At 29.5% G+C, this 26,365-nt stretch carries 27 protein-coding genes; 2 read left to right on the forward strand and 25 right to left on the reverse strand.

What is annotated here, in order from left to right:
* Positions 1–82 precede the first annotated feature (82 nt).
* The 22 genes from L1S49_RS19465 to L1S49_RS19570 all read right to left on the reverse strand — a co-directional run bounded on the left by L1S49_RS19465 (position 83) and on the right by L1S49_RS19570 (position 19,774).
* Positions 83–5,974: a GH92 family glycosyl hydrolase gene (locus L1S49_RS19465; protein ID WP_238907034.1), complete on the reverse strand. Its 5,892-nt coding sequence runs from the start codon at positions 5,972–5,974 to the stop codon at positions 83–85.
* Between the two features lie 164 nt (positions 5,975–6,138).
* Positions 6,139–6,447, reverse strand: a complete 309-nt coding sequence (locus L1S49_RS19470) for a PTS fructose-like transporter subunit IIB (RefSeq protein ID WP_238907035.1) — start codon at positions 6,445–6,447, stop codon at positions 6,139–6,141.
* Between the two features lie 18 nt (positions 6,448–6,465).
* Positions 6,466–7,521: a PTS fructose transporter subunit EIIC gene (locus tag L1S49_RS19475; RefSeq protein WP_238907036.1), complete on the reverse strand. Its 1,056-nt coding sequence runs from the start codon at positions 7,519–7,521 to the stop codon at positions 6,466–6,468.
* A 1-nt stretch (position 7,522) separates the two neighbouring features.
* The gene (locus L1S49_RS19480; RefSeq protein WP_238907037.1) at positions 7,523–7,975 is read right to left on the reverse strand and encodes a PTS sugar transporter subunit IIA; all 453 of its coding nucleotides are present in this window, start codon (positions 7,973–7,975) and stop codon (positions 7,523–7,525) included.
* Positions 7,976–10,012 carry a PTS sugar transporter subunit IIA gene (locus tag L1S49_RS19485; RefSeq protein WP_238907038.1) on the reverse strand — a complete coding sequence of 679 codons (2,037 nt, stop codon included), beginning with the start codon at positions 10,010–10,012 and terminating at the stop codon, positions 7,976–7,978.
* A gap of 344 nt (positions 10,013–10,356) precedes the next feature.
* On the reverse strand, positions 10,357–11,220 hold the full coding sequence (locus tag L1S49_RS19490) for a MerR family transcriptional regulator (RefSeq protein ID WP_238907039.1): 864 nt from the start codon (positions 11,218–11,220) through the stop codon (positions 10,357–10,359).
* Positions 11,221–11,384: 164 nt separating this feature from the next.
* On the reverse strand, positions 11,385–11,975 hold the full coding sequence (locus L1S49_RS19495; RefSeq protein ID WP_238907040.1) for a hypothetical protein: 591 nt from the start codon (positions 11,973–11,975) through the stop codon (positions 11,385–11,387).
* A 138-nt stretch (positions 11,976–12,113) separates the two neighbouring features.
* On the reverse strand, positions 12,114–12,596 hold the full coding sequence (locus L1S49_RS19500; protein ID WP_238907041.1) for a GNAT family N-acetyltransferase: 483 nt from the start codon (positions 12,594–12,596) through the stop codon (positions 12,114–12,116).
* A 232-nt stretch (positions 12,597–12,828) separates the two neighbouring features.
* Positions 12,829–13,176, reverse strand: coding sequence for a cupin domain-containing protein (locus L1S49_RS19505; RefSeq protein ID WP_073017212.1), 348 nt, complete (start codon positions 13,174–13,176; stop codon positions 12,829–12,831).
* 82 nt (positions 13,177–13,258) lie between these two features.
* The gene (locus L1S49_RS19510; protein WP_238907042.1) at positions 13,259–13,867 is read right to left on the reverse strand and encodes a histidine phosphatase family protein; all 609 of its coding nucleotides are present in this window, start codon (positions 13,865–13,867) and stop codon (positions 13,259–13,261) included.
* A gap of 21 nt (positions 13,868–13,888) precedes the next feature.
* Positions 13,889–14,455 carry a GrpB family protein gene (locus L1S49_RS19515; protein ID WP_238907043.1) on the reverse strand — a complete coding sequence of 189 codons (567 nt, stop codon included), beginning with the start codon at positions 14,453–14,455 and terminating at the stop codon, positions 13,889–13,891.
* A gap of 53 nt (positions 14,456–14,508) precedes the next feature.
* A complete protein-coding gene (locus tag L1S49_RS19520) occupies positions 14,509–14,652 on the reverse strand; it encodes a hypothetical protein (RefSeq protein WP_238907044.1) in 144 nt (47 codons plus the stop codon).
* A 58-nt stretch (positions 14,653–14,710) separates the two neighbouring features.
* Complete coding sequence (locus L1S49_RS19525; RefSeq protein WP_238907045.1) at positions 14,711–14,929, reverse strand: hypothetical protein; 219 nt, start codon at positions 14,927–14,929, stop codon at positions 14,711–14,713.
* Positions 14,930–14,983: 54 nt separating this feature from the next.
* Entirely contained in the window at positions 14,984–15,382 is a 399-nt protein-coding gene (locus L1S49_RS19530; RefSeq protein ID WP_238907046.1) for a cytidine deaminase, read from the reverse strand.
* Between the two features lie 57 nt (positions 15,383–15,439).
* Positions 15,440–16,243: a CPBP family glutamic-type intramembrane protease gene (locus L1S49_RS19535; RefSeq protein WP_238907047.1), complete on the reverse strand. Its 804-nt coding sequence runs from the start codon at positions 16,241–16,243 to the stop codon at positions 15,440–15,442.
* Between the two features lie 20 nt (positions 16,244–16,263).
* Complete coding sequence (locus L1S49_RS19540) at positions 16,264–16,518, reverse strand: hypothetical protein (protein WP_238907048.1); 255 nt, start codon at positions 16,516–16,518, stop codon at positions 16,264–16,266.
* Positions 16,519–16,537: 19 nt separating this feature from the next.
* Positions 16,538–16,798 carry a hypothetical protein gene (locus L1S49_RS19545; RefSeq protein WP_238907049.1) on the reverse strand — a complete coding sequence of 87 codons (261 nt, stop codon included), beginning with the start codon at positions 16,796–16,798 and terminating at the stop codon, positions 16,538–16,540.
* Positions 16,799–16,869: 71 nt separating this feature from the next.
* The gene (locus L1S49_RS19550) at positions 16,870–17,457 is read right to left on the reverse strand and encodes a GNAT family N-acetyltransferase (protein WP_238907050.1); all 588 of its coding nucleotides are present in this window, start codon (positions 17,455–17,457) and stop codon (positions 16,870–16,872) included.
* A 42-nt stretch (positions 17,458–17,499) separates the two neighbouring features.
* Positions 17,500–17,970 carry a DUF2691 family protein gene (locus L1S49_RS19555; RefSeq protein WP_238907051.1) on the reverse strand — a complete coding sequence of 157 codons (471 nt, stop codon included), beginning with the start codon at positions 17,968–17,970 and terminating at the stop codon, positions 17,500–17,502.
* Positions 17,971–18,037: 67 nt separating this feature from the next.
* Entirely contained in the window at positions 18,038–18,514 is a 477-nt protein-coding gene (locus L1S49_RS19560) for a GNAT family N-acetyltransferase (RefSeq protein ID WP_238907052.1), read from the reverse strand.
* 17 nt (positions 18,515–18,531) lie between these two features.
* Positions 18,532–18,999, reverse strand: a complete 468-nt coding sequence (locus tag L1S49_RS19565; protein WP_238907053.1) for a pyridoxamine 5'-phosphate oxidase family protein — start codon at positions 18,997–18,999, stop codon at positions 18,532–18,534.
* 1 nt (position 19,000) lies between these two features.
* Positions 19,001–19,774 (reverse strand): alpha/beta hydrolase, encoded by a 774-nt coding sequence (locus L1S49_RS19570; protein WP_238907054.1) that lies wholly within the window; start codon positions 19,772–19,774, stop codon positions 19,001–19,003.
* A gap of 184 nt (positions 19,775–19,958) precedes the next feature.
* Between L1S49_RS19570 and L1S49_RS19575 the strand changes: the two genes are divergently transcribed.
* On the forward strand, positions 19,959–20,699 hold the full coding sequence (locus tag L1S49_RS19575) for a hypothetical protein (RefSeq protein WP_238907055.1): 741 nt from the start codon (positions 19,959–19,961) through the stop codon (positions 20,697–20,699).
* 49 nt (positions 20,700–20,748) lie between these two features.
* Here the strand turns inward: L1S49_RS19575 and L1S49_RS19580 are convergent, their stop codons facing one another.
* From L1S49_RS19580 to L1S49_RS19590, 3 genes are read right to left on the reverse strand one after another with little or no spacing between them, the layout of a single operon-like run.
* Positions 20,749–21,558, reverse strand: coding sequence for an undecaprenyl-diphosphate phosphatase (locus L1S49_RS19580; protein ID WP_238907056.1), 810 nt, complete (start codon positions 21,556–21,558; stop codon positions 20,749–20,751).
* 26 nt (positions 21,559–21,584) lie between these two features.
* A complete protein-coding gene (locus tag L1S49_RS19585; protein WP_238907057.1) occupies positions 21,585–23,348 on the reverse strand; it encodes an ABC transporter ATP-binding protein in 1,764 nt (587 codons plus the stop codon).
* 5 nt (positions 23,349–23,353) lie between these two features.
* The gene (locus tag L1S49_RS19590; RefSeq protein ID WP_238907058.1) at positions 23,354–25,099 is read right to left on the reverse strand and encodes an ABC transporter ATP-binding protein; all 1,746 of its coding nucleotides are present in this window, start codon (positions 25,097–25,099) and stop codon (positions 23,354–23,356) included.
* Between the two features lie 202 nt (positions 25,100–25,301).
* On the opposite strand from L1S49_RS19590, the gene L1S49_RS19595 reads away from it, so the two are divergent.
* Entirely contained in the window at positions 25,302–26,168 is an 867-nt protein-coding gene (locus L1S49_RS19595) for a LysR family transcriptional regulator (protein WP_073017253.1), read from the forward strand.
* The last annotated feature ends 197 nt before the right edge of the window (positions 26,169–26,365 follow it).

Consider the following 26,365-nt stretch of genomic DNA (forward strand, 5'->3'; position numbering starts at 1 on the left):
AACTTACTTTGTGGAATTAAAAAAGGTCCTTTGTTTATATAAGTAATTATTAAACAAAGAACCTTTTCCATCTTAAATTATTCTATTTTTTCTTTTTTAATATTAAATATAATCCAGCACTTATAGTAATAACAGCATACAGATACTTATTTGCATCAGACATATTACCAGTTTTAGGTAAAGTTCCATTTGTATCTGGATCCTCTTTACTCGGAGTCTCTTCTCCAGGATTTTCTGTACCTGGGTTCTCTTCTCCAGGGTTTTCTGTACCTGGGTTCTCTTCTCCAGGGTTTTCTGTACCTGGATTTTCTGGTATCTTAATTAAAGCATTTCTAGCACTCTTTAATTCACTTAATATTTTATTAACTTCCTCTTGAGTTGCAGCCTCATTATTTAATGTATTTTTTGCATTATCTAATGCTTTATTAAACTCAGTGACACTAGCTTCTGTATAGAGTTTTAAATCAAGACTTTCAACTTCATTTATATAGTTCTTTAATTCATCTTTATTAACAACTTCAAAATCTAAAACTTTATTTATTGCCACTAGTAAAGATGTGTTTGATTTATTAATATCCTCTTGAGTAGCATTAGGATTTTTATTTACATTATTTGCTGATAGCAATGTAGCATTGAATTCATCAACAAGTTCTTTACTTACACCTTGTAATAATCCCTTTTCTATTACCTCATTAGCTAAAGCAATATTTTTTTGTAATTCTTGTTTATTTGTATCAATTACAAAGGTAGCACTTATTTCTATATCTTTGTCCACACCTTTATAAACTAATTGATTAGATTGTACACTACTTGTCATGTCATTTCCATTAACAGCTAAGCTTGCTAACTTATATCCATTGTTAGGATTAACATTGATTATTAAGTCCTTACCCTTTTGAACTTTATTGTCTACAGCTGATGTAGAAATATTACCATTTTCTGAAGGATTTACTTTTACATTAACCATATCCACTTTTTCTTCTAATGCTACTTCTACTTTTAAATCCTCATTTTGCATTATAAGCTTTATTGTGTAAACTCCGTCTACACTATCTGGAATAGATATTGCTTCTCCGTTAACTTTTACTGCTGATAAAATTTTATTTTCCTCAATATTCTTGATTGTTAATATTACTTCATCATATAATGAGGCTTCATTCTTATCTAATTCAACTGTTGCCTCTCCCCCTGTGATATCTTTTGTTATATTATGAGAAGGTAATTCTCCAAACACTACAACAATCTTACTATCACTAGTTGCTTTTTCTGATGAATATGAATTATTTACCTTATCAAAATCTACTGATTTACCATCAACAAATACCTTGCTAACTTCTCCATCAAAAGTTATTGTATAAGGTCTGCCTTCATATACTACTCCTTGATTTACTTTTCCTTCACCAATCGTAGTAACATCTAAATCAATTTTGTTTTTAAAGCTAAAGTAGTCTACATTTGACACATAAGCTTTAACAGTATCATTTTTAAATACTAAATATACATCATGTAATCCTAGCTCAACATTTTTTATTAGATCTCCTTGAACTAAAACATATTTACTCCAGTCATTACCTGTTACTGGAACATCTATCTTAGCAATTGGTTCACTATCCATACTATCAAGATGTACTTCTACATATCCACCAGCATCCTTCTCTTGAGCTGCATAGTATATTTCTAAACTATCTTCATTGCCATCAAATACAACATCATTATATTTAACCCAAGTATTTTTCTTTACTCCTCCAATATTCTTTCCGTCATTTACAATACTTGAATGTGCTGAGCTAAATTCTTCTGCTTCTAGTTTGTTTTTAGCTATTTTTACAGAATTCACTCTTCTGATAACATTGCTTAAGTTATTGTATTGAGTAACAATTTCCTTATCATCAGGTTTTTGGCTATTACTAACAGCTTCTGCATCTTTAATTGCATTACATAATATATCCTTAGCAGCTTGTACTAAATTGCTTTGGTCAACTGCTTTTGCTTTTAATATTAATTTACTTAATACTCCTACATCAATTCCAGAAGTATCTCCTTCTTGTCCCATAAGTTCTATTTCTGATAATGCATCTCCACCTACTAGTTCTATCTTATACTGAGTAAATGCTTTACTCTTTTCTTCTGATAAACTAAATGGTCTAGTATAACGCTGCCATTCAAATTCTAAATCTTTTCTCTCATCAATTACACTCCACTCTTCTCCATCAGATCTACCACTTAACTTATAAGAAGTAGGTGCTTTTCCTGACTTTGCAGATGTTAGAGTAAGCATACTTACCTTTGTTGGTTTTGTGAAATTATAAATAATTTCACTACTACTAGTGTTTAATGCTACAGAAGTATTAGAATCATTATCAAAAAGATTCTTAATATCCTTTACATTAGAATAAACACTGTCAGAAGCTACATCTTCAGAATGTTCCTTAACTTCTTGTACCCCTTTTATAGTTACATCTTCTAATGGATTTGGTGACTCATCTCCCTTAGTAATTGATGTAGGTAGAGAATCCTCACTTGATCCCCAGCTTGTGTTTGGAGTACTTCCCATTGTAAATTCAATTGTAGCACCATTTTCAAGATCGGAATGCTTTATATAATTTTTATTATATTCTTTCCCATTTAACTTCATAGATTGAATATAAATATTTTTATCACTGTTGTTATTTGCCTTTACTGTAATGCTCTTTCCATTATCTAGCTCAACTTTCACTTCTTTAAATAATGGTGAACCAATTGCATACTCATCATTTCCCATTGATACTGGATAGAATCCAAGTGCTGAAAATATATACCATGCACTCATTTCTCCATTATCTTCATCTCCAATATATCCTTGTCCAAAATCACTTCCAACATATGCACGATCTAATATATCTCTTACATATTTTTGTGTTTTCCATGGTTGTCCAGCGTAATTATACATATATGGTATATGGTGTGAAGGTTGATTGGAATGTCCATATTGTCCTAATTTAATCTCTCTTGCTTCTTTTTGCTCGTGGATACCACCTACGCTGTCTACAGCTCCATATCCTGCGTAATGCCCGTTGTTTTCAAAGATTGTGTCAATCTTTTCACCTAAAGCAGCTCTTCCCCCGTATAAATTAGCTAAACCTTGTCCATCTTGTGGTACAGAAACTGACATATTAAATGCATTGGTTTCTGTATAGTCATCTCCCCAGAAAAGTGGATTAAAGGTTTCATCTGAATATGACCAATCTCCATTAACATTTTTTCCTCTAAACCATTTGTTATCTACACTGTCCCCAGTAGAACTAAATAATTTTGAGTAATTTAATGCTCTATTTAAATAATATATAGCTTCATCTTCATACCCTAATTTACTAGCCATTTGAGAAATTCCATAGTCATTTATATATCCTTCAATTGACCATGAGAAACCTTCATGTTGTGCATTATGTGCTGTATATCCCTCAAATATAGATGTATTTAGTTGTGCACGTCCACCATTTGTTAAATTATTAGAATCAACTGCAACTGCTGCATTTTTTATTGCAGATGCATAAGCATTTTTCCAATCAAAGTCTATTCCTTTTGCAATAGCATCCCCAAAAATAACATCTGAACTTGTTCCAACCATTGAGTTAGTTCCACCTGGTGCAATCCATCTTGGTACATATCCTTGATCATTATAGTGCTGAACTAAACCATCTAATAGTTCTGTTGCCTTGTCAGAAGTAAATAATCCATATTCTGCCCATGCTGTACGATAAGTATCCCAGAAACCATTATTGTAGTATAACGTTCCATCAGTTACTTTATTATCACCATATGGAGATTTATACTTCCATACTGGGTCTTTAGCCGTTCCAGTGTTTTCTGATAATAAATTAGGATAAGCATTTAATCTATACATACTAGAATATAATGTTGTTAATTGATCTTTTGTTGCATCCTTAACTTCAACCTTATCCAATACTTCATCCCAAGTATCTTGTGCGTCAGTGAAAATCGAATCAAAATTATCCTTATCAGTAATTTCTAATTCAAGATTTTTCTTTGCTTGCTCAACACTTATAAATGAGGTAGCAAGTTTCATTTCAACAACTTCACTATTAAAGCTTGCTATACCTTGTTTTGTATTTTGAACACTTGTATTACTTGGCTTTTCAGAGAATTTACCATAAACATACATTGTTTGCATACCATTACCAGTATGATTACTTGATGCTTCAAATGTTCCATCATTATTAAACTTTAATGTTCCATTTGCTCTTGTAGAGTCAAATATTATATTTTTATTTGTAGAATCTTTATCAAATGTAAATCTTGCAACTGATCCATGTACAGTTGGTGTAACTTCCATTTTAGAATTGCTTGCATTTGATCCTTCATTAAATTTTACAGAATAATAATGAGCCTTAGCTGTTTCATTTTCATGAGTAAAGTCAGCTTGACGTGCTGATGAATTTATTTGCTCTCCATTATTTACCTTTTTAGCATCAATTGAAGTGTTAATCATAAACTGCCATGTTCCACGATCACCAACCCAATATGATGGCTCATGAGAAATAGTAATGTGTTTTAATGTATTTCCATTTAGTTGGTAATTGTAAATTTTATTATCATTTGAATTAGTTGCTGGCACAAAGAAATTAAATCCATGTGGCATTGTTACAGCTGGTGCAGTTAATCCACGTGAAAAACCTGGTGAATCATTTGTACCACGTAAAATGTTTACATAGTCAGATTTATGTTCGAATTCAACTGCTTTTTCATCATAAATCTCTAGATCATCGATATAAGTTTTAAATTTTGCATCAACTTCTTTTGGATTATCATTATTATCATATGCAATTAAAATATTCTTTATTGTCTTTCCCTTTGCAACACTACCTATATTACTTGCGATATAGTTCCATTGATTTGTAGTTAGTATTTTACTATCACCTTGTGCTTGAGGATTCAATTTTGTGTCATATTGATCAATTGCTCCTAACCCACTTAAAAATGTTCCATCAGTAAATTCTAAGTCAACAGAAATATGCATTTGTGTATAATCATAATCGTAATCTGCTTCATCTAGCATACTTGGGAAAATTGTATAGCTTATATTAGTATCCTTATTTACTTCAATATTTAAATCTTTATATATTGTATTATAAGAATAAGCTTTACCCTTGCCTTCATGAATTCCTGAAACTTCAACAACTTTAGCTCCAGTCCATCCTTTACCTGAAGCTTGATTCCAGGTTGATGAAGGTCCTTTTGTAATGGCTGTTGTCATTTTTTTAGTTGTTTCTTCAGTTGGTTTTTCACCAGTTCCTAAGTTTAACTCTGACCATTGAGCCATTTTACCACTGGATCCATAAATTTCAGTAATTTCTAACTTAAAATATTTATACTCAGTGGTCTTATTAATTTTATATTCTTTTCTCTCGAATCTTGTTGAAAAACTTTGATTAGTTTGAGAGTCTAAAACGTTCCATGCTACTCCATCATTTGAACCCAACAATTCCCAAGATTTAGGATCACGTTCTTGAGCATCATTAGCTGCTGCAATTTGATATCTATCTATTGATACTTTTTCTTTTACTTCAAATGATACCCAAACAGGATTTTCACTATTTATACCATTTGAGTTATTTCCTAAAAACTTTGTGTTGGTTGAATCATCAAATAAGTTTACTGCAATCTCATTATCATTTAGTCTTGTACTTGATTTAACGCTAGATAAGATTATTTTGTTATTGATACTACCATCAATAACTACTTGCTTTGGTAAACTTGATATATTGCTACTACCTTTTTTCGTATCAATAGTAGTTTCTAAAAATTGTTTATCGTTTTCGCTATCTTCAAAAGATGTCTCAAACAGTACTTTTTTCTCTTGGCTTTCAGAAACAAGTTTATCTGTAGCTGCGAAAACTTTAAAATAACTTATGTTAGTAACCGTTAAGGTAGTAACTAAAAAAATTGTAAGCAATTTTATTCTATTACTTTTCATTATTTTCTTCCCTTCTCTTTGAATTAGAGTTAATTAATTTTTCCTTTCATAAAAAATTTATATTTTCATTTCTTTCTAATCAATAGCTTTTATAAGTAGAAGAAAGTAGACAAAATATTTTTAATATCAATATCTACTTTCAATATTCTAAAGATGTTTATATATTATTTAAATGTCCTTACTATCTTTGCTATTATTGCATCTGATTTTTTTATAACATCAGATACACCCATCTTTATAACTTTTTTCCCTTTGAATCTTTCTTCTCCTTTAATTGATATATCATTAGTTAAAATCACGCATACAGCCTCTTCTATATCACTTTTCTTTAGAACATTTTCTATTCCTGCCCCACCTTGAGTTTCAATGATAACTTCTACTCCATGATTTTTACCAGATAACACCAGCGCTTCTGCTGCCATATAAGTGTGCGCAACTCCTGATGGACATGATGTAACTCCTACTACTTTCATAATTTTACTTCTCCTTTTCTATAGTTCTTCAAATTCTAAATCGAAATCTTCTTCAACTTTAATTTCTTTGTCAGTATTTACCTTTTTAAGTAAATTTACCATTACTGCTGTTACTAATGAACCTCCAACTACCCCTAGTATATATCCAAGTTTACCTTCTACAACTGGTAGAACTATAAGTCCACCCCAAGGAGCATGATTTAATACACCAAGTAAGAAAGGAATGATATTTCCTACAGCTGCACCTACCATGATTGATGGAATAACACGTATAGGATCATTTGCTGCGAAAGGTATAGCCCCTTCTGTAATTCCTACACAACCCATTAATAAAGCACCTTTTCCAGCTTCTTTTTCTTCATTGTTATATTTTTTAGGAGCTAATAATGTAGCTAACCCCATACCTATTGGTGGTGTACATATAGCAACACCTACTCCACCCATTAAATAAGGTAAAACGTCAACTTGAGTTTGTGCAAACAATGTTGCAACTTTGTTTATTGGACCTCCCATATCAAATGCAGTCATTCCACCTAAAATTGTAGCTAGTGGAACTTTACCAACATCACCTAATCCTGATAGCCAATTTGTTAATCCATTCATAACAGACGCAATTGGAGTTCCTATTACCCAAATCATGATACCACCTGTAACTAGTGTTCCAATTAGTGGATATAAGAATATTGATCCTAATGTTTTTAATGAAGTAGGAAGTTTTACCTTCTTTAACTCTTTAACAACAATACCTGCAATAAATCCTGCAACCATACCACCTAGGAAACCTGCTCCTACCTCTTTTGCTAGATATGCTCCAAGCATACCAGGCGCTAAGCCTGGTTTATCAGCTATAGAATATGCAATATATCCACCTAATACTGGTATAAATAATGTTAGTCCAGCTAGTCCTATTTGAGCTAAGCCTGCTAACCATCCCTCAGTTGGAGTTGAAGGGACATCATTTAACATAACTGATAATGAAAATAAAATTCCTCCTGCTACTATAAATGGAATCATATGTGACGTTCCTGTTAATACATGTTTTTTCAAATCTGATAAGCTTTTTTTCCAATCCATATTATTCACCTAATCCTTCCTTTAACATATTATAAATTTCTTCTTCATTGCTAGTTAATAATTTATCTATAAATTCTTTGTGCATTAACTGCCTAGCCAATCTTGATATTATTTTCATATGGGTATTTTCTGTATCATTACCAGGTACAGCTATTAAAATAATTATATTTACTAACTCATTTGTTTCAGGGTCCCATAACAATTCATTCTTTAGTCTTCCAAAGCATATAGCTGGCTTCAAAACGTTTTCTGTTCTTCCATGAGGTAATCCAATACCATTTCCTAATGCTGTTGGTGATAATGATTCTCTTGCTAAAACATCTTCTAGAAACACTTCATTATCAGTAATAGCACCCTGTTCTTTCAACTTTTTTACTAATGTTAATATTGCTTTATCTTTTTCTTTTTCATTTATATCGAATATAATGCATTCTTTTTTTATAATAGAGTCCATTTAAAAAGCCACCTCTAATTCACTTTCATATAGTATTTCTTTAATTTCATTTAATGAGTTTACATTTTCCAATTTTTTAATTAGATTAGTGTTCTTAATCATTCTCATTAATACTACAACTGCTGGAATGTGCTCCTTCTTGTCTTTGCTTGCTAAACAAAATATTATCTTTGCTTTCTTCCGTCCAAACTTTATTGGTTTTTTGCTTATTATTAGACTAAAGCAAGTACAATTTATTCCCTCACCTCCTTTACCATGTAATAGCGCAAAGCAATTGTTGGCAACTGAATAAAACCCTACATTCTCCATTGTGCTAATTATGTCTTTTTCATATCCGGAATCTATAAAGTTTTGTTCTTCGAGTAACCTAGTTCCTTCTTTAACTACTTCCTTCCAAGCAATTTCTTCATTTATAATCTTTATACAATTATCTGATAATAAATCTGTAATCCCATTAGTTTTTGATGGTGTTATGACATTTTGATACCCGAGCTCCATCTTTATAACTTCCAGAACTTTAATTCTATCCTTATGATGTAAAAAATCTAACTTCTTATTAATAGAATGATAATCTGGTATCATATTTTTTCTTTCTACTCCAGCTTTCTCAATGTTCATAAAATCTTTATCAGATAATAGTGGATTAACAACAATACATTTTTTATTGTTTAAATTATTCAATTTAGTTGTAGATATTATATAATCAATTTTTTCCCAACGGTTGTAAGAATCTAATTTATACACTGGAAGCGTATCTATAATAATCATTTGATATTTGCTTAATAATGTTTCCTTTAGCATATTAGTACTTCCATATCCATGTCCACATACTAGTAAAATGTTTTTATTTATCGCTTTTATCAAACGTTTTCTACTGGCAATAAAGTGTATTGCTAAATATGCTATTTCATCATAATTTCTAATATCTTTCAGCTCATCTATTTCTTTTATCACTTCTGATAATATATCAACAACATCCATATATTTTTCTGGAATTACTGAGAATACTTTATCAGAAATATTTATGTTATTCCTAATTCTTTTAATTAGAAGCACAATATGACTTAACAATCCATCGATTAAGATATTATCTTTTGAAAAGTCAATCTCCATCTCTTTCCACATAGCTTCAATAAGTTTAGAAACTATAGTTTCTATGTAAACTAAATCAAAATCTCCATCCAAGCTTGTATCTTTATTTATATAATTCAACAATCTTATAATAACCTTTTGTTTTTTATAATCTATTTTCATATTTATAATTTTTTCAAGACTTTTTATAAAATAGTCGTATCTATTGGAATATTGACTATCTATTGTAGATTCCAGTGGATTTTCTTCTCCCTCTATTACACTTAGAATTACTCCGAAGATATTTGCCACATACCATTTATACGAATCGTCTGTTAATATACATTTCATATTTTCTAATAAATTATCTATCCATTTTATTACATCTTTAAGTACCACTCCTGAAAATGCTCTTTCTATTATACTAACTGCATAAGATTCAAAAACATTGGGTTCTATATTTTCATCTTTAAACAAATAAATATACTTTTTTAATTCATTATTCAATAAAGATACCTTCTTATTGTTAGGACCATCTAAAGAAAAGTGATCTGTATAAGTTATCTTTATATCATATTTAGATAAATTTGCTGCAATAAAATTTATATCATTTTTTATAGTTGATCTAGATACCTGAAAATCTAAACTTAACTTATTCATTTTCAATCTTCGTTTATCTGTTAATAAAATTAGTAGAATCAAAGAGGCTCTCTCTTCTTGAGAGTAAATAAAATCGCCATCCTTTGTTAGAATAGAACTATCTATATACTTTGGAAAAATAATACATCCTTTAGATAACTTCTCTATGGTAGGCATCTTCTTAACTTTCAACAAATCATTTATTCGATCTATATCATATCTTACATACCTTTCCTTAATATCTAAATCATTTGCGATTTCCTTATATGTAGTTTTATTCTTATTTTGCAAATAATCCATTACTTTTAACATTCGTCCACTTAGCACCTGATTCCCCCCAATCAATTACCTCTTACAATATCAATCATATACTAATAATACTGACGATATAAGTTAGAAGTTTTGTAAAATTTTTTTCCATATATTATAATCCATATTTATATTATCAAGTAGACTTTTAATGATTTTATAATATAGCTATAAGCACTTCTTTATTTCTTTACCAGCATATATCATGATATATGTTTTTGTATACCTGTATACTTTTCTCATAATTATAGGTAGCTTTTAATAACTTCATTTAATTATAATTTGAAAGAATTGCATAGAAAAAAGTGCATACATTCCAATAGTAACATCTAGGAACTTATGCACTCTATAAATTTATCTTACTACCAATTTTTCGTTTCTGGATAATCCTTAATAAATTTTTCATTTACTTCTAATAATCTCCCTTGGTATTTATTATATTCTGAACTTAATTTTCTCATATCAGGTATGAATTTATCATAATCCCCACTTGTTTTGCAAAACTCTTTAGTAAGTTCTGCTAATTTATTGGCTGGAGAATTTTTAAACTCATCGGTCTTTTTGTATTCAATATATTCTTTAAGTATCTCTTTATTATCTTCTATAAATTTTTCATAATCTTTTATGTTTTCTTCTTTTGACTGTATCATCTTTGATATATCATTTTCACTAAACCCATCTGTATATTCGTCTAAATAATCTTGTAAATCCTTTGGAATTTTTAAATTAGGGCTGTTATCTAGAAACTCTATAATTTCCTCAAAGGCTTGTTTTTGTTCTTCAGTTTCTATTGTTCCCTTAAGATAATATGAAAAGTTCATACTAAAAAATCTTCCAAAATAACTTGGGAACATATCTAATAGCTTTTCTAAAATAGTTGATTTATAGGTTATAGAATTTATTTCTTTTTCTACATCTTCTAATTTACTTCCATTACTTAATTTTTTTAGCACTTCTTGTTTTTCTTTCTGCCTATCTAATTCTAAAGATTTTCTATAAACAACATCCTGTAATAGCTTTTGATTCTTTAGAACAGCTTTTATATCAGCTATGTTTAATCCTAGCCTTCTATATAGAGAAATTTTTCTAAGTGCCTCTACATCTTCACTTGAAAAATCTCTATATCCATTTTCTAAGACTTCCGGATTTACTAATCCATGTTCACAATAATATTCTATAGCTTTTTTTGTTAAATTAGTTTCTTTAGAAACCTCTCTTATTAACATTCTTATCACCTCTGGTTTAACTTTAACCTAACACCTAAGGGGATAGTCAATATGGTTTTAGTTTTTTGACTAATAATTCTTTACGTACTCCCCTTCTTAAATAAGTGAACACTTTGTTTTTCAGAAGAAGCTTCTCTATAGCTGTCCCTATCTAAATTTTCTATTTACCGTTCACTATCATTTTTGTCATTATTTAAAAAGTCATTTATATCTATATTATTAATCAAATCACTATAATTTTTTTCATTATCTTCAATTCTATATTCTCTTCTCTTTATCATATTACTAATATTTTGCAAAATTGTTTTGTTATTTCTTTTAACCTTAATAATCTCATCTTCATTTTTATATAATAAATCTTCCAACTCCTCTGCTACCGCTAATAACTTATTATTAATATTGTGATTTTCAAAAGTATCTCTAAATATATCCGAAATAGTATCAAAACTATTTTTACTAATTACAGATAAAAGTAATTCACTAGGATATAAATAAATATCCCATGTTTCTTTATTTAATAATAAAAAACATATTACATATTTGTCCGTATAAATATTTTCTTTCTCTTTTAATATTTTCTTTTTCAGTTCATCATAATCAATATCTTTAAATATTACATATTTAATAACCACAGAAGTACTTTCTTGTAGTTCCGTAGACATTTTATCTAACTCGTCCATTGTATAAGTATCTAATTCTCCTGAATAATTTTCTATATAACCGTACGCATATTCAAATTTTTCAAACTTTCTCATATAAGATAGTATTTCTAGCAACTTGAAGTACATCTAATTACCACAATTTTACCTTTCTATAGGTTTTTATATTGCAATCTACAAACATAGTATATCCACTTTAAAATAATAGGGCTCTGCCTTAAACATATTTTAAAATCACAAATCTAATCTCATATAAATACAATCATCCATAGGACTGTTATTATATGATTCTATATAATAAAATCCAAATTTTTTATATAACTTTATTGCACCTTCTAAAAAAGGAAAAGTATCTAAGAGCATAACCTTATATCCTATTTCTTTAGAATCATCAATAATCTTTTCTACTAACTTGTTTGCAATCTTTTTACCACGAAATTTAGGTTTAACATATAATCTCTTCATCTCACATTTTTCATTATCCATCTTTTTTAAAGCAATACATCCAGCTACTTCATTCTCAAATATGGCTATATACAACCTTCCTTCTGGTAGTCCATATTTGCTATATAGATGTTTAAGTTCATAATCAAAATTTTGAACTTGTAAGTATTTTTCAAAACTTGGATCATTAAATATAACCATTTCTGTATATTCTAAAAATAACTCCGCAATTTCTTTACTATTATCATATCCCAACTTAATTTCTATTGACATCCCCAAACTTCCTTTCACCTTATGTATCTTGTTCTTTTCTTAGTTTTCATGAACCTCTTTTTTATCATGTTACATCATGGGCCTCTCTTATTTACTCATAGTCCTATACTTATACTTCATGAACCGCTTTATTTTGATGTACCTTTTGATGGGCCTATTATATTTCTTTATAAATCTGATGTACCTTTGATGAACCTAATAAAATCTACCTCAATATCATTTTCAAAGTGAGTTAATCTTCATATAAATCTCCACTATTTTCTTTATTAAGTGTACCTTCTAACTCAATCATCAAGAATCTTGATAAACTCTTAACTACAGGTCTATGTCTAATTCCTTTAGGAACAATAATAAATTCTCCTTCATTTACTTCAATTGATCCTTGATCGGTTTCTAAATAAAAACTACCTTCAATCACATAAAATAATTCATCTGAACCTTCATGAACATGAAAATCCAATGTGCGATTCTCTACATTGACAACACTAAGAACATGTCCATTTAATTGACCAATCTTGTCATATACATACAACTTATCAACCGAATTTACTGCTGATTTCAAATTTACTTTTTCTAACATAATACCTCTCCTATAATATAAATTTTATAAAATCTTATTAACTTCTCTATAATTTGCCTCTGAAAAAAATGCCTTACATTCTTCAATATGGCATGTCTAAAGTGTAGTTAAAACGGATTATTTTCCATTCTTTAGAGACTTCATTGTACTCTATTTCCATTATTCCACACATATCTACCTGAAATACATGTCTTTTATAAACTGGAACGTTTAGTAAATGGCATATTAAAAGTCTAATATAACCTTCATGAGATACAAGAAAAACATCTTCACCTCTTTTTATGATTTCATCTAATAAACTTTTTTGTCTTATCATAACCTCTTCACCAGTTTCACCATCTGGAAATCTAACATCCATATTATGAGAACTGAAGTTTCTCCAGAACTCAGGATATCTCTCTATTATTTCTTTTTTATCCATTGACTCTATTCGACCATTATCAATTTCATTAAGCCGTTTATCTTTTTCAATAGCTATCCCTTTATGCTCTGCTAAATATTTTGCTGTTTGGCTAGTTCTAATATATTCGCTTACTATAATTCTTTTTATTTCTAAATGCTCAAAAAAATCTATCAATCTTTTTGCCATTTTCTTTCCCTTTTCAGTCAATGGTTCATCCTGATGTTTTAAAATTTCATTGTAATATTCCCCCAACTCTTTATCCCCATGTCTTGATATAAATACCTTCACTTTATATAACCCCCCCCCTTATCAATATCTATTTTTGTATTTTTCTTTAGCCTTATTGGTATAAAGCTTAATAAATTCTGTTTTACTATTTGTATAACCATCATGGTTATGCTCAAACTTTTTCCATAACTCAAGCTTCAAATCCTCATATTTCTTTGCTATATCAGGATTTTTATTAAGATAATCTCTAAAATACAATTCATCATTATCTCCTAAATATCTTAGATGTATATGGTACACTTTTTCTTGAAATCCCTTATCTGTATAACCTTTATTTAAGGAAATTCTTTTTTCTTCCTCAGACATACATAGATAACCATCATTAATAAGTATTTCTTTTAAATCTCTTATATTGCAATCTTGTGATACCTCCACAAGAATATCAATAATTGGTTTCGCCCATATGGTTTTTATAGCTGTACTTCCAATATGATTAATCTTTTCAACTAGAGTATTGGGTATTGTGCTTTGAAGATGCGTTAGTTCCTCTTCATAAAACTTCTCCCAAGAGTTTTGATGTTCTACTAAAAATATAGGGAACAGCTGCCATAGTTCTTCAAGGCTCATTTCTGATAATTTTTTACTCATAGATACTTACTCCAATTTAAAACTTATTTATTAGCAACCATTTTTTGAATTAATTATTTATCTGGAGGAAAGGTTCCACTTAAAGCTGTTGGTATTAAAAGGATTCTCGTTATTCCTACCTCCTTCTTTAATTGGCTCAAGATTTTATTTTTTATAACAGAATTTCCAAATGCTTTTGATGTTAGAAATAACTTCACATATTCCGCCCCCTAAACATATTTCTCTTTAGTTTACCTAGTAACATTAATATAGACATTACTTTTTTTCATTTCCATGTTTAAAATTTCCTGTTGCTTTTGCCATAATCAATTGTCCTGACTTTACATCAGTATTTTCTATTCGCACCAAAAACTTGCTGCTTTCCTTCTCTTTTAATATTGTAACAAGTTTCCCACCCCAATATATAAAAACTTTTTTATCTTTCGAAACTTTATATGAAAAAGGCTCTTCATCAAGCTTATTACGTTTATCCACTTCACCCAATTACATATCTCCCCCTTGAGTTTTCAACTTAGTTATCATTATATGTTATTCAGGCACATTATAAGCAAATGGTACCAACTCAGTTACTGATACTTTTCTAAGTTCACTTTTATCATTAACAATGACTTTGCAACTTGGCATATAATCTATAAGAACTTGTCTGCAATTACCACATGGAGGTAAAATCTCATCACCATTTTCTCCTCTAAGGGCAACTATAGATTCAAATTCTCTTTCTCCATTAGTTATAGCTGCTCCTATAGCTATTAGCTCTGCACAGGCCCCATGCATCGAATAGATATTTACTCCTGTGTATATATTCCCATTTTTACATCTAACAGCTGCACCTACTGTATGATTAAACTTTATATTATCATAATTCTTTTTTATTGCCTCTGAGGCTCTTTTAATAAGTTCTAAATCTTTTTCTTCTAAATTCCCCACTTTCTTTTCCTCCTTAGTCAAAATATTTCTAGCAAAATAATCGTTTATAAAATCATTCTAGTAAGGCAATCCTAAAAAGCAAAATCTTATGACATCAACAAGCCCATGTCCAATCATTGCTGAACTTATATCTCTTTTTCTTTGTAAAAAAGCAAATGGTAATCCAAACAAAATTGTTAAGATAATCATTGCCATGATTCCTGAAATTACACCTTGATTAACAAACTGCTCGGGTGTATGAATCATCACATGAGGAATTGTCATCATAAAATAACAAGTAAACCATTGAAACCTTGTGTTGATTTCACCTTTAAGCATATAGAGGCATAATGAATATATAAATGCCCTTAAAGCAATTTCTTCATATACCCCAGGACTTAATGCAACTAAGAAATAAGAGATCTTAACATTGAAATTAAGCGTTTTACCACTAATAAAAAGATTAATACCTCCCAATACAACACCGACTATAATTCCAATCCCAATAGTTATCAATATAGATTTTATATCATTGGCCTTTAACAGTTTTAAGGAGTTTTTTTCATATAAATTAAATATACTGAACATAGCTAAAGATGTTAAAAAAGTAATCAAAAACCCCTTAATGGATGAAAATGATATTCCTTGATAAGCTACAAACATTAAAAATCCAAATACTAATGAAATCAATACTTGATTTTTCCTAGGGAATTTATTTTTAATTAAAATTATGATAGATAGTATAAGTACACAAAAATCTAATATTAACCACATCATTGATGTATATCCAATATTTGTTTTTAAACCGAAATTAACTAAAAATAATGCAACAAACCCTATGAATAATGACCAAATTTTTATTAATCCAATATTTCTTTTCATAAATACTCTCCAAGTTAAATTTATAGTTTGTTCCTATTTATTGAATAAGTGAAATTACAATATAACCCTATTGCTATTCCACCAATTATCAAGACTAGAACCTTTATAAGTTTTGCATCACTAATTGAACTTTCAGCTACTGAACTCTCGATTTTACCTGCATTTTCAAATACAAATTGTAGTGAACTAATTTTGCTATAAATTATTCCAATAGTTGCTGCTATTAACACAAACACTACAGCTTGAACTACTCTGTTATTCCATACTTTTCTCATAGCCACACTCCTTTATTAATCACTCACTAACTTTATCTTCTAACTTTCTATCTCTTAAAAACAGAAATGAAGCTACCATCAACAATGTTAGTTGAAAAGCTTCTGCACCTGCTTGTAGGGTTTCAGATAAATATTGGTTCAGAAAAACTCTTCTTACCCCTTCAATCATGAAGAAAATGGCAAATATAACGTTATGTATTTTTTTCTTCTCTCTAAATAACCTAATATTAATGATTATTAATATTATATAAGAAACCACTTGTATAATTTGTCCAATCATCTTAACACCTCATCTATTATTTCTTATGTGTATGCTTAGAAATTGTATTTAAAAATAATATCTACTTTTTCTTAATTAATATCAATGGATTTATCTAAATTAAGTTCCATGAAATAATATCTACTATTGTTTCCTATACGATGAAATTTAAATTGATCAAACAGTTTTTTATATCCTGTATGCAGCTTTTCATTTATCAAATTTTCATCAATACTCTTAAGAAATCCATCATAAACGGGTATACCATATATCAACTTAACACCTTCTTTTTTGCATTGTATTATGACTTTTTTTAATAAGTCTTTTATTATTCCTTTTCCTCTATACTCCTTTTTAATAAAAAAGCATGATATAACTCTTGTATCTTTATCACTCTTAATATCTATCAATTTTTTCAAATAAGGAGAATCTTTTGGTGATAAACATTGGCACCATGCAGCTGGTTTATTATCAATGTAGTAAATATAACCATCACTACATTTGCTAGTAATATTTCTTCTTAACTCTTTAGCTTCTTCAACATTCATATTCATCCACTTATCTATATTATCTGCTGAAAAATAGAAAGTACATTGACAATTCTCACATTTGTCATTACTAAATAAACTAAAAAAATCCGAAAGATTGTTATCAGATATTTTTTCTATATAATTTGTCATCTCTTTTTCTCCATTCTATATTAATTCTTGCTCCAACAATTACTACTCAATACGATATTTCCCTTCATTCACCTCTTTTTCATTTATATATCCAACATTTTCATATCCTTTTGACTGCACATAAACATACATATTAGATATTAAATTTGAATCTTTACACCAAAACATAACCTGAGAACAATCATATACTCCAAGTATGATTTGACAATCACTTTTTAAAAACTCTTCATAATTTGATATATCCTTAATGTGTCCATCTTTAAAAAATCCTTTTAAGGTTACAAACACCATATAGTAAGTATTAGTTTTAGATGTTTCATATAGTTTTTCTCCTGATATCATAACATTTTCATTAAATAGAAATTTATTTGAAAATTCATCATTGTCTACTAGGTGTATTTCATCATTATCTATTACCCAATCATACAAACTTACTGGTAACGGTTCTAATATCTCCGATAAATATTTTCCGTACTCATTTGGAATTTCAAATATTACTCCAACATCCTTCATTTGATTTCCTCATTTCTCAAATAAACTTTTATAATCTTTATTTTTGACTTCCCATTATATTTAAAATCTATTTTAATAAATTAAACACCATAGGAGTAAAACGAATTCCATTTATTGTTTTTTCATCATCTGTTGCTGTAAATCCCATATTATAATAGAATGGCTTGCCATATGGTGATGAATTAACAGTTAACTCTTTAACCTCTGGGTTTTGCTTTTTTACATCTTTAACTAGCTGCTTAAATATACTAGCTGCTACACCCTTCCTATGGTACTCTTTATCCGTAAAAACCATAGATATATGCGAAACTCCTCTCATAATAAAAATTCCAATAAACTTATCATTATCAAAAGCTCCCCACATACGATTATTACCGTTTCTACAAGCGTTTTTAAACTCTTCATTTTCAATTACATCTTTTTTAAATGCATTTACACCTTCCAAACCATAATCAGGTACTTCAAATTCCATAAAGGTCCTTAAAGCCAGTTTAAAAGCATCCTCTAGTTCACAAGACTCTAATCTTCTTACATCATATTCCATAATACTCTCCCCATACATCAAAATATAATATCAACCACACACTTCTCTCTTGTTGATGTCTCATTTTCAAAATCAATGAAATATTTATAATCATTAGCAAAGACAAGAGCATCACTTAAAGTAACCTTTAATATACATGTGTTTTTATCCTTCTCATTTACATGTTTATCATAGAAAACAAAAAAGACCTTTTTTAGTTCCTCTCTTAGTTTCTCATTTCCTTTATCTAATGGATTTCCTATATTTTCTCCTGTACCATGAGCTACAAACAAATTATGGTTTAAAGCAACATTTTTATTTTTAGATATCTCTTTCATTTTGTTGCTTAACCCATAGCTTGTAATATAAAAAGCTTTATCTTTATAATAAGCATTTATAACCCTGACATTTGCCTTATCTCCATTAACTGTAGCAAGAGACATAGCTACATCTTTTCCATATAGCTCCTTCATAACAGAAATGGCTTCATTAAAATAATTATCCATTTTATTCTCTCCTATCAATTCCATTTTTTATAGCTTCAGCCAAACCTTTAGGATTCTCCCAAGCCATTGAATGTCCAGCATTTTTAACAACTTCTATATGTATCCCTTCTTCAGCTAAAACCTGCATATCTGGATCTGGTAAAGACTCTTCACCAAATATAAAAGTTCTTGGACAATTTAATGAGTATAACAACTCTCTCCAAGAAGGGATATCTCCTTCGATAGCAGATTTAGATATTAAGTACATAGCTTTAGGTGAACATACCGAAAAACTTCCTGTCCATATTTCACTTGAATGTTTTTTGCTTCTAGTTATAATTTCTTGAAATCCTTCCTTAATAAAGTCATTCATCTCATACTCAGCTATAGCTTTACTTGTAAATCCGCCACCTTTATCTAAATTTGCTTCAGATAAAATTAATCTATGTACCTTGTCTTTACACAAGTTAGCTAATGTGATTCCAACAGCACCTCCAAGACTATGAGCAAATATAATAAGCTTTTCTAAACCTAAAAACTCAACAAAATCACTTAGGTATTCTGCATGGGCTTTTACACTATATTCAAAATCATCTGGTTTGTCGCTAAATCCTGATCCAAGTAAATCAATAATTATTTTTCTATGTCCTGCTAATTCCTCTTGAGCTGCAACCTCTGGATAGTCAAAGGAACCTGCGCATCCTAGTCCATGTATAAATAGTATAGGCATTTCTTTTCCTGGGAAATCATGATATCTCATACGTGTTTTTTTATCTTTTAAAATAAATTCTTTCATTATTACATCCCCTTAAATCATTTCTGATACACATATGTATATTATATCATCACCTTCCAATTTTATGTAGTTTTGATCTATTCTTTCAATACTTAAACTTCTTAAATTTTGTTTTATAAACTATTTGGTATATAATGTATTTAATTTATTAATAGTTATTGACGTTATTCAAGGGAGATTGATTATGAAAAGCAGTAATGAAGATTTACGTAAAAGAGGTTTTATTTTAAAAGAAGATATTCTTAAATTTCAGCACTTAACTAATAGTGAGCTACTTCTACTAATAAACTCTCAAGTTTCTGTTGAAAGATCAATTGCTATAAGCTTGTTATCGAGTAGACCTCATACTGAGGATTTAGATTTTGTTAAAATGTTATTAGATAGACTTTGTATCGAAAAGTCTCTTTATACAAAAATTGAAATTTGTAATGCTCTTGAAAAAGGCGATATTAAAACTGCAGAGCAGATGGTTGCTTATTTAGGCTGTATAGGAAAAAATCAGCACCTATGTTTACCAGAAAAGGTCTCTCAAAAAAAGAGTTACCCCTTACCAAGGGATATTATTGCAAGAAGTTTAGGAAAAATGAACTTTGGAATTTTACCTGTATTATTTGATGTGTTAATTAGTAATGATGAGGTTAAAATTTCAGAAGTTATTGATGCTATTGGCTTTTTATTATTCTATAACCCTGACCATGTTAATGATAATTTTTTCAAATCAATCACTGATACCCTAGACAAGTATTCAGATAATAACTTGATAGTTTGGAAGTGTGTATGTTGTCTCTCTTCTTTTAGAACAAAGGCTAGTATTGATGTATTAAACCAAATTATAGCTAGCAATGAAAATCATATAATAAAATCTGAAGCACAGCGTTCTCTAAGGTTGATATCAGAGTATAAACATAAAGAAGGTAGTCATTAGCGACTACCTTCTTTATGTTAATTAAATCAATTCATTTGTTTAACAAATTTTATCTTAATAAGAATAAAACTAATATTCCTAAGACAATTCTATACCATCCAAATACATTGAAGTTATGTTTTCTAATGTAACTCATTAAGAATTTAATACATACTATAGAAACTACAAATGCACTTACCATTCCTACTATTAGTATTCCAAGTTCTGTGCTAGTAAAACTTCCTTCAAACTTGATTAGTTTTAAAAGGCTTGCTCCAGCCATTATTGGAACTGCTAAAAAGAAAGTAAATTGTGCTGCAACTGGTCTTGCAATTCCAAGTAAAAGAGCCCCTATTATAGTTGAACCTGATCTTGAGGTTCCTGGGAAAACTGCTGCTACTAGTTGAAAAACTCCTATTATAAAAGCAGATTTATATGTTATATCTGCAATTGAATTAACTTTAGGACTTTTATTTTTGTTCCATTTTTCTATTACTAAAAATGCAACTCCCACTAATATAAGCATTATTGCTACAACTTTACTGTTAAAGAAAAGAGAATTTAATTCATCTGACCATAATACACCAACTATTCCTGCTGGGATTGATGCTATGACGATTTTAACCCACATATTTATTTTTTCCATATCTAATTTAAAGCCACCCTTTACTTCAAAAGGAACTAGATCTTTAAAATAAATAACTATAACCGCTAATATTGATCCAAACTGAATTATTACTAAAAATAAATCCATAAAGTTTGAACTTACGTTTAATTTTAATATTTCATCTACCAAAATCATGTGTCCAGTACTGCTAATAGGCAGCCATTCTGTAATCCCCTGTATTATCCCTAATATCAGTGCTTTTAAAAATTCCATGAAACTCCTCCGTATAATAATATATTTTATGCCTGTTTAACAAACTGGCTGTTATAAAGGTTGTAGTAAAATCCTTTTTCTTCAAGTAGTTTTTCATGACTTCCTTGTTCTATTAGTTTTCCATCCTTCATAACAAGTATTATATCCGCATCTTTTATAGTAGACAATCTATGAGCTATTACGAAACTAGTTCTATCTTTCATCATTGTTGCAAAGGCTTTTTGAATCTTGACTTCTGTTCTTGTATCTATTGAAGATGTGGCTTCATCTAAAATCAATATTGGTGGTAGACAAAGCATTACTCTTGCTATACACAGTAGTTGCTTTTCTCCTTGAGATAAACTTTCGCCATCATCTGATATTACACTATCATATCCATGAGGCATTCTTTTGATAACACCATGAACATGAGCAAGTTTTGCAGCATTTATTATTTCTTCCTCAGTTGCATCTGGTTTTCCCATAGTTAAGTTTTCTCTTATTGTTCCAGACTTGAGCCAAGTTTCTTGAAGAACCATTCCATAATTAGATCTTAAACTCTTTCTACTTATTTCACGAATATCATACCCATCTACCATTATACTTCCTTTATCTATTTCATAAAAGCGCATTAGCAAATTTATTATAGTTGTTTTTCCACATCCTGTTGGGCCTACTATTGCAATTCTTTGTCCTGATTTTACTTTGATGTTTAAATCTTCAATGAATTTTTTATCTTGGGTATATGAAAAATCAACATCATTTAAAACAACATTACCCTTTACTTCACCTAATTCTATTGCATTAGGTGCATCAGGAACTTCTGCTTTTTCTTCTATAAGTTCAAATACACGTTTAGCACAAGCTAATGCATTTTGAAGTTCAGTTACAACTCCTGATATCTCATTAAAAGGTTTTGTATATTGATTTGCATAATTTAAGAAGCTAGTTAAAACTCCAACTGTCAAGTTTCCATTTATAACAGAAATCGCTCCAAATATTCCAACTCCAGTATATACTAATCCATTTACAAATCTTGTAGCTGGGTTGGTTATCGATGAATAAAATATAGCATGTAAAGATGCCTTTTCTAATCTAGAGTTTATTTCTCCAAAGTTTTTAGCAGCTTCTTCTTCATAACTAAAAGCTTGAACTACCTTTTGATTTCCTATCATTTCATCAACAAAAGCAGTCTGTTCCCCTCTTATTTCTGATTGAAGCTTAAACATGCTGTAGGTCTTTTTAGCAATATAACTAGCAACAAATATAGAAACTGGAGTTAAACATACAACTATAAAAGCTATTGATACATTTTCTCTAAACATGAAGAAAAGAGTTCCTAAAATAGTGATTACTCCTGTAAAAAGCTGAGTGAAGCCCATCAAAAGTCCATCAGCAAATTGATCAACATCAGCTATAACCCTACTTACAATTTCCCCATAAGACTTGCTGTCGATATATTTTAAAGTCAATATCTCAATCTTTTCAAAAGCATCTTTTCTTATGTCATTTATAACATTATAAACAACTTTATTGTTACATATATTCATACCCCATTGTGATAAAGCCGTTATTGCAGTATATAAGCCTATACTCTTAAGTACTTTTATAAGTCCGTTAGTATCAACTTGATTTACACCTATTATACAATCAATCCCATCACCAATTAAGGTTAATATATAAAGTGTTGAGGCTACTGATACTGCTGCAAGTATTATTGATAAAGTTATATATGTCCAGTATTTCTTAACATAGATTAATACCTTCGCCATTGTTTCTTTTTGATGTTTCAGTTGTTTTACCTTACTCATTTTTTTCACCCTCTTCCACTTTCTGCTTTAGAATACTGTGAATAATATATTTCTTGATATACTTGGCAAGTTTCTAGTAATTCTTGATGTGTTCCAATTCCTACTACTTTTCCTTCATCTAACACAACTATCTTATTTGCATGTTCAATGGCAGAAGTTCTTTGAGATACAATAAACACTGTTGGCTTACTTTTCATTTTTCTTATAGCAGCTCTTAACTTCGCATCTGTTGCAAAATCTAAAGCAGATGCACTATCATCTAATATTAAAATCTCTGGTTTTCTAACTAATGCTCTTGCTATTGTAAGTCTTTGCTTTTGTCCACCAGATAAGTTTTTTCCACCTTGTTCAATAAAGCTATCTATTCTCTTATCTTTTTTCAAAACAAACTCTTTTGATTGTGAAATCTCTAAAGCTTCCTCTATATCCTCATTAGAGGCATTCTTTTTACCCCAATAAAGATTTTCTTTTATAGTACCTTTAAATAGTATAGCTTTTTGCATTACTATCCCTATTTTTCTTCTTAAATCTTCTATATTATAGTCTTTGACATTTACTCCATCTATAAGAAGTTCCCCTTCAGTAGCATCATAAAATCTTGGAAGTAAGCTTACGAAAGAAGATTTTCCTGAACCAGTTCCACCTATAATTCCAATGGTTTCTCCCTTTTCAACTTTAAGATTAACTTCGGATAAAGCATTTTCTCCTTCATTGTGATATTTTAATGCAACATTTCTAAATTCAATAAATGCACTCTTAGTATTTTTTTCTTCTACATTAATCACCTTGTTATCTTCCTTATTAATCTTAGGATGAATTTCAAAAATTGACTGTACACGGTTTCCACATGCAAAGGCTTTAGTTACTGAAATGATTAAATTTGCTAATTTTATAAGCTCAATCAATATTTGAGACATATAACTTACAAGTGCTATTACTGCTCCTGTTGTTAATGCACCGCTGTTAACTCTTATCGCTCCTATATATAAAATCCCTACAATAGCTGCATTTACAATAATGTAGGTTACTGGATTCATGAAGGCAAGTATTCTACCTACAAAAAGCTGTAGCTTCTTTAAGATCTCATTATTTTTCTTAAAAGTTTCTATTTCTTCCTCTTCTTTATGAAAAGCACGTATTACACGAGCTCCAATAAGATTTTCTCTTGTATTTTTTAATACAGTATCAAGAGCTATCTGAACCTTTTTATAAAGAGGTATACTTACAAACATTACTCCAAAAACAATTATTGAAAGAGCAGGAATTGATATAAGAAATATTAGTGCTGATTGAACATCAATTGTAAAGGCCATTATCATTGCACCTATAACTATAAATGGCGAACGCATAAATAACCTTAGTACCATATTTACCCCAGCTTGAATCTGGTTTATATCACTTGTCATTCTAGTAATCATTGTTGATGTACCTAACTTATCCATCTCTGAAAAACCTAAAGCTTGAATATGATCAAACAATCTTTGTCTTAAAATTGTTGAAAAACCAACTGCGGCTTTAGCTGAATAATATTGTGCTGTAATTGAACAAACTAATCCTATTATTCCAAGAGCTATCATAATGGTGCACATCTTAAAGATATACATCTTATCTCCATTTTTAATACCAACATCTATGATTGATTTCATAACTATTGGAATAAATAATTCAAAAGCAGCTTCTAACATCTTAAATAAAGGTGCTAATATAGATTCTTTTTTATAATCTTTTAAATGAATTAATAATTTCCTCATCTCACCACTCCTAATAATATTAAACATGTATAAATAGATTTTTACAAAAAAGCTAGTGTTCTATTCTAATTTTTAAGGATAATCAAATTTAATTTTTATCTACTAAAATATAGTATACAGTTTTTTCATATATATAAAAAATACTTATTTTAGCTATGATCCATACAAAAATAATATGGTATACTTAATTTAGGGTGATTATATGGATTTAAAACAACTAAAATATTTTTTAACTATCGCTGAAGAAAGGCAGATTACAGCCGCTGCAAAAAAACTACATATAGCTCAGCCTCCACTAAGTTATCAGCTGAATCTTTTAGAACAAGAACTAGGTGTAACTTTAGTAAAACGTGGTCCTAGAAACATAGAATTAACTGATGCTGGCAGACTTCTCTATAAACGTGCAGAACAATTACTTGATATAGCTGCAATAACTAAACGTGAGGTTGAAAACTGCGGAAAAGGATTGTCTGGTGTATTATCCATAGGTGCTATATCTTCATCAGGTGGTATAATTCCTAATTTTAATATGCTTGAATTTACTGAACATTATCCAGATGTCCGTTTTGAAATTTATGAGGGAAATACTTTTTCTGTTATAGAAATGCTAGAAAAACGTATTATTGAGCTTGGAATAATAAGAACTCCCTTTAAACACAACATGCTAGAGTGCCGTTATGCTTCATTAGAACCTATGGTTGCTGTTATGAAAGAGAAATTTATATGTGGAGAAGCTCAAAATGTTATAACTATTGAAGAACTTAAAGACAAGCCTCTAATAATCTATAGGAGATTTGAAGAGCTTATTTATGATGTTTTTAAAGAGTTTGAAATAAAACCCTTTATCTGCTGCAAAAATGATGACGCAAGAACCACCCTAAATTGGGCTAAAGAAGGGTTTGGTATAGGAATAGTTCCAAGATCAGCTCTTTTAACTATGGATTGTTCCGAACTTATAGTTAAAGATATACTTCACGATAAAATGCATACAAGAATTGCAGTTACTTGGCTAAAAAACTCCTCCTTATCTCCACTTGCAGAAAGGTTTATTGAATTATTTCAGGAGTAATTTATATATGCTAATTGTATATCTAATTATATTTTCATATAAATTATATATATGAAGTTTATATTCTTAGTGAAAGTTTTAATGTAGGATTAAATATAGCAAAAAAATAGGTGGGGTTATCCACCAATGTCATTAAGTTAAGATGATACACTCAAAGAGTAGAGTATGTAGAAATACATGCCCTGCTTTTTTTTATA

The sequence above is a fragment of the Clostridium sp. YIM B02506 genome, from assembly GCF_022324845.1.
GTDB lineage: Bacteria > Bacillota > Clostridia > Clostridiales > Clostridiaceae > Clostridium_T > Clostridium_T intestinale.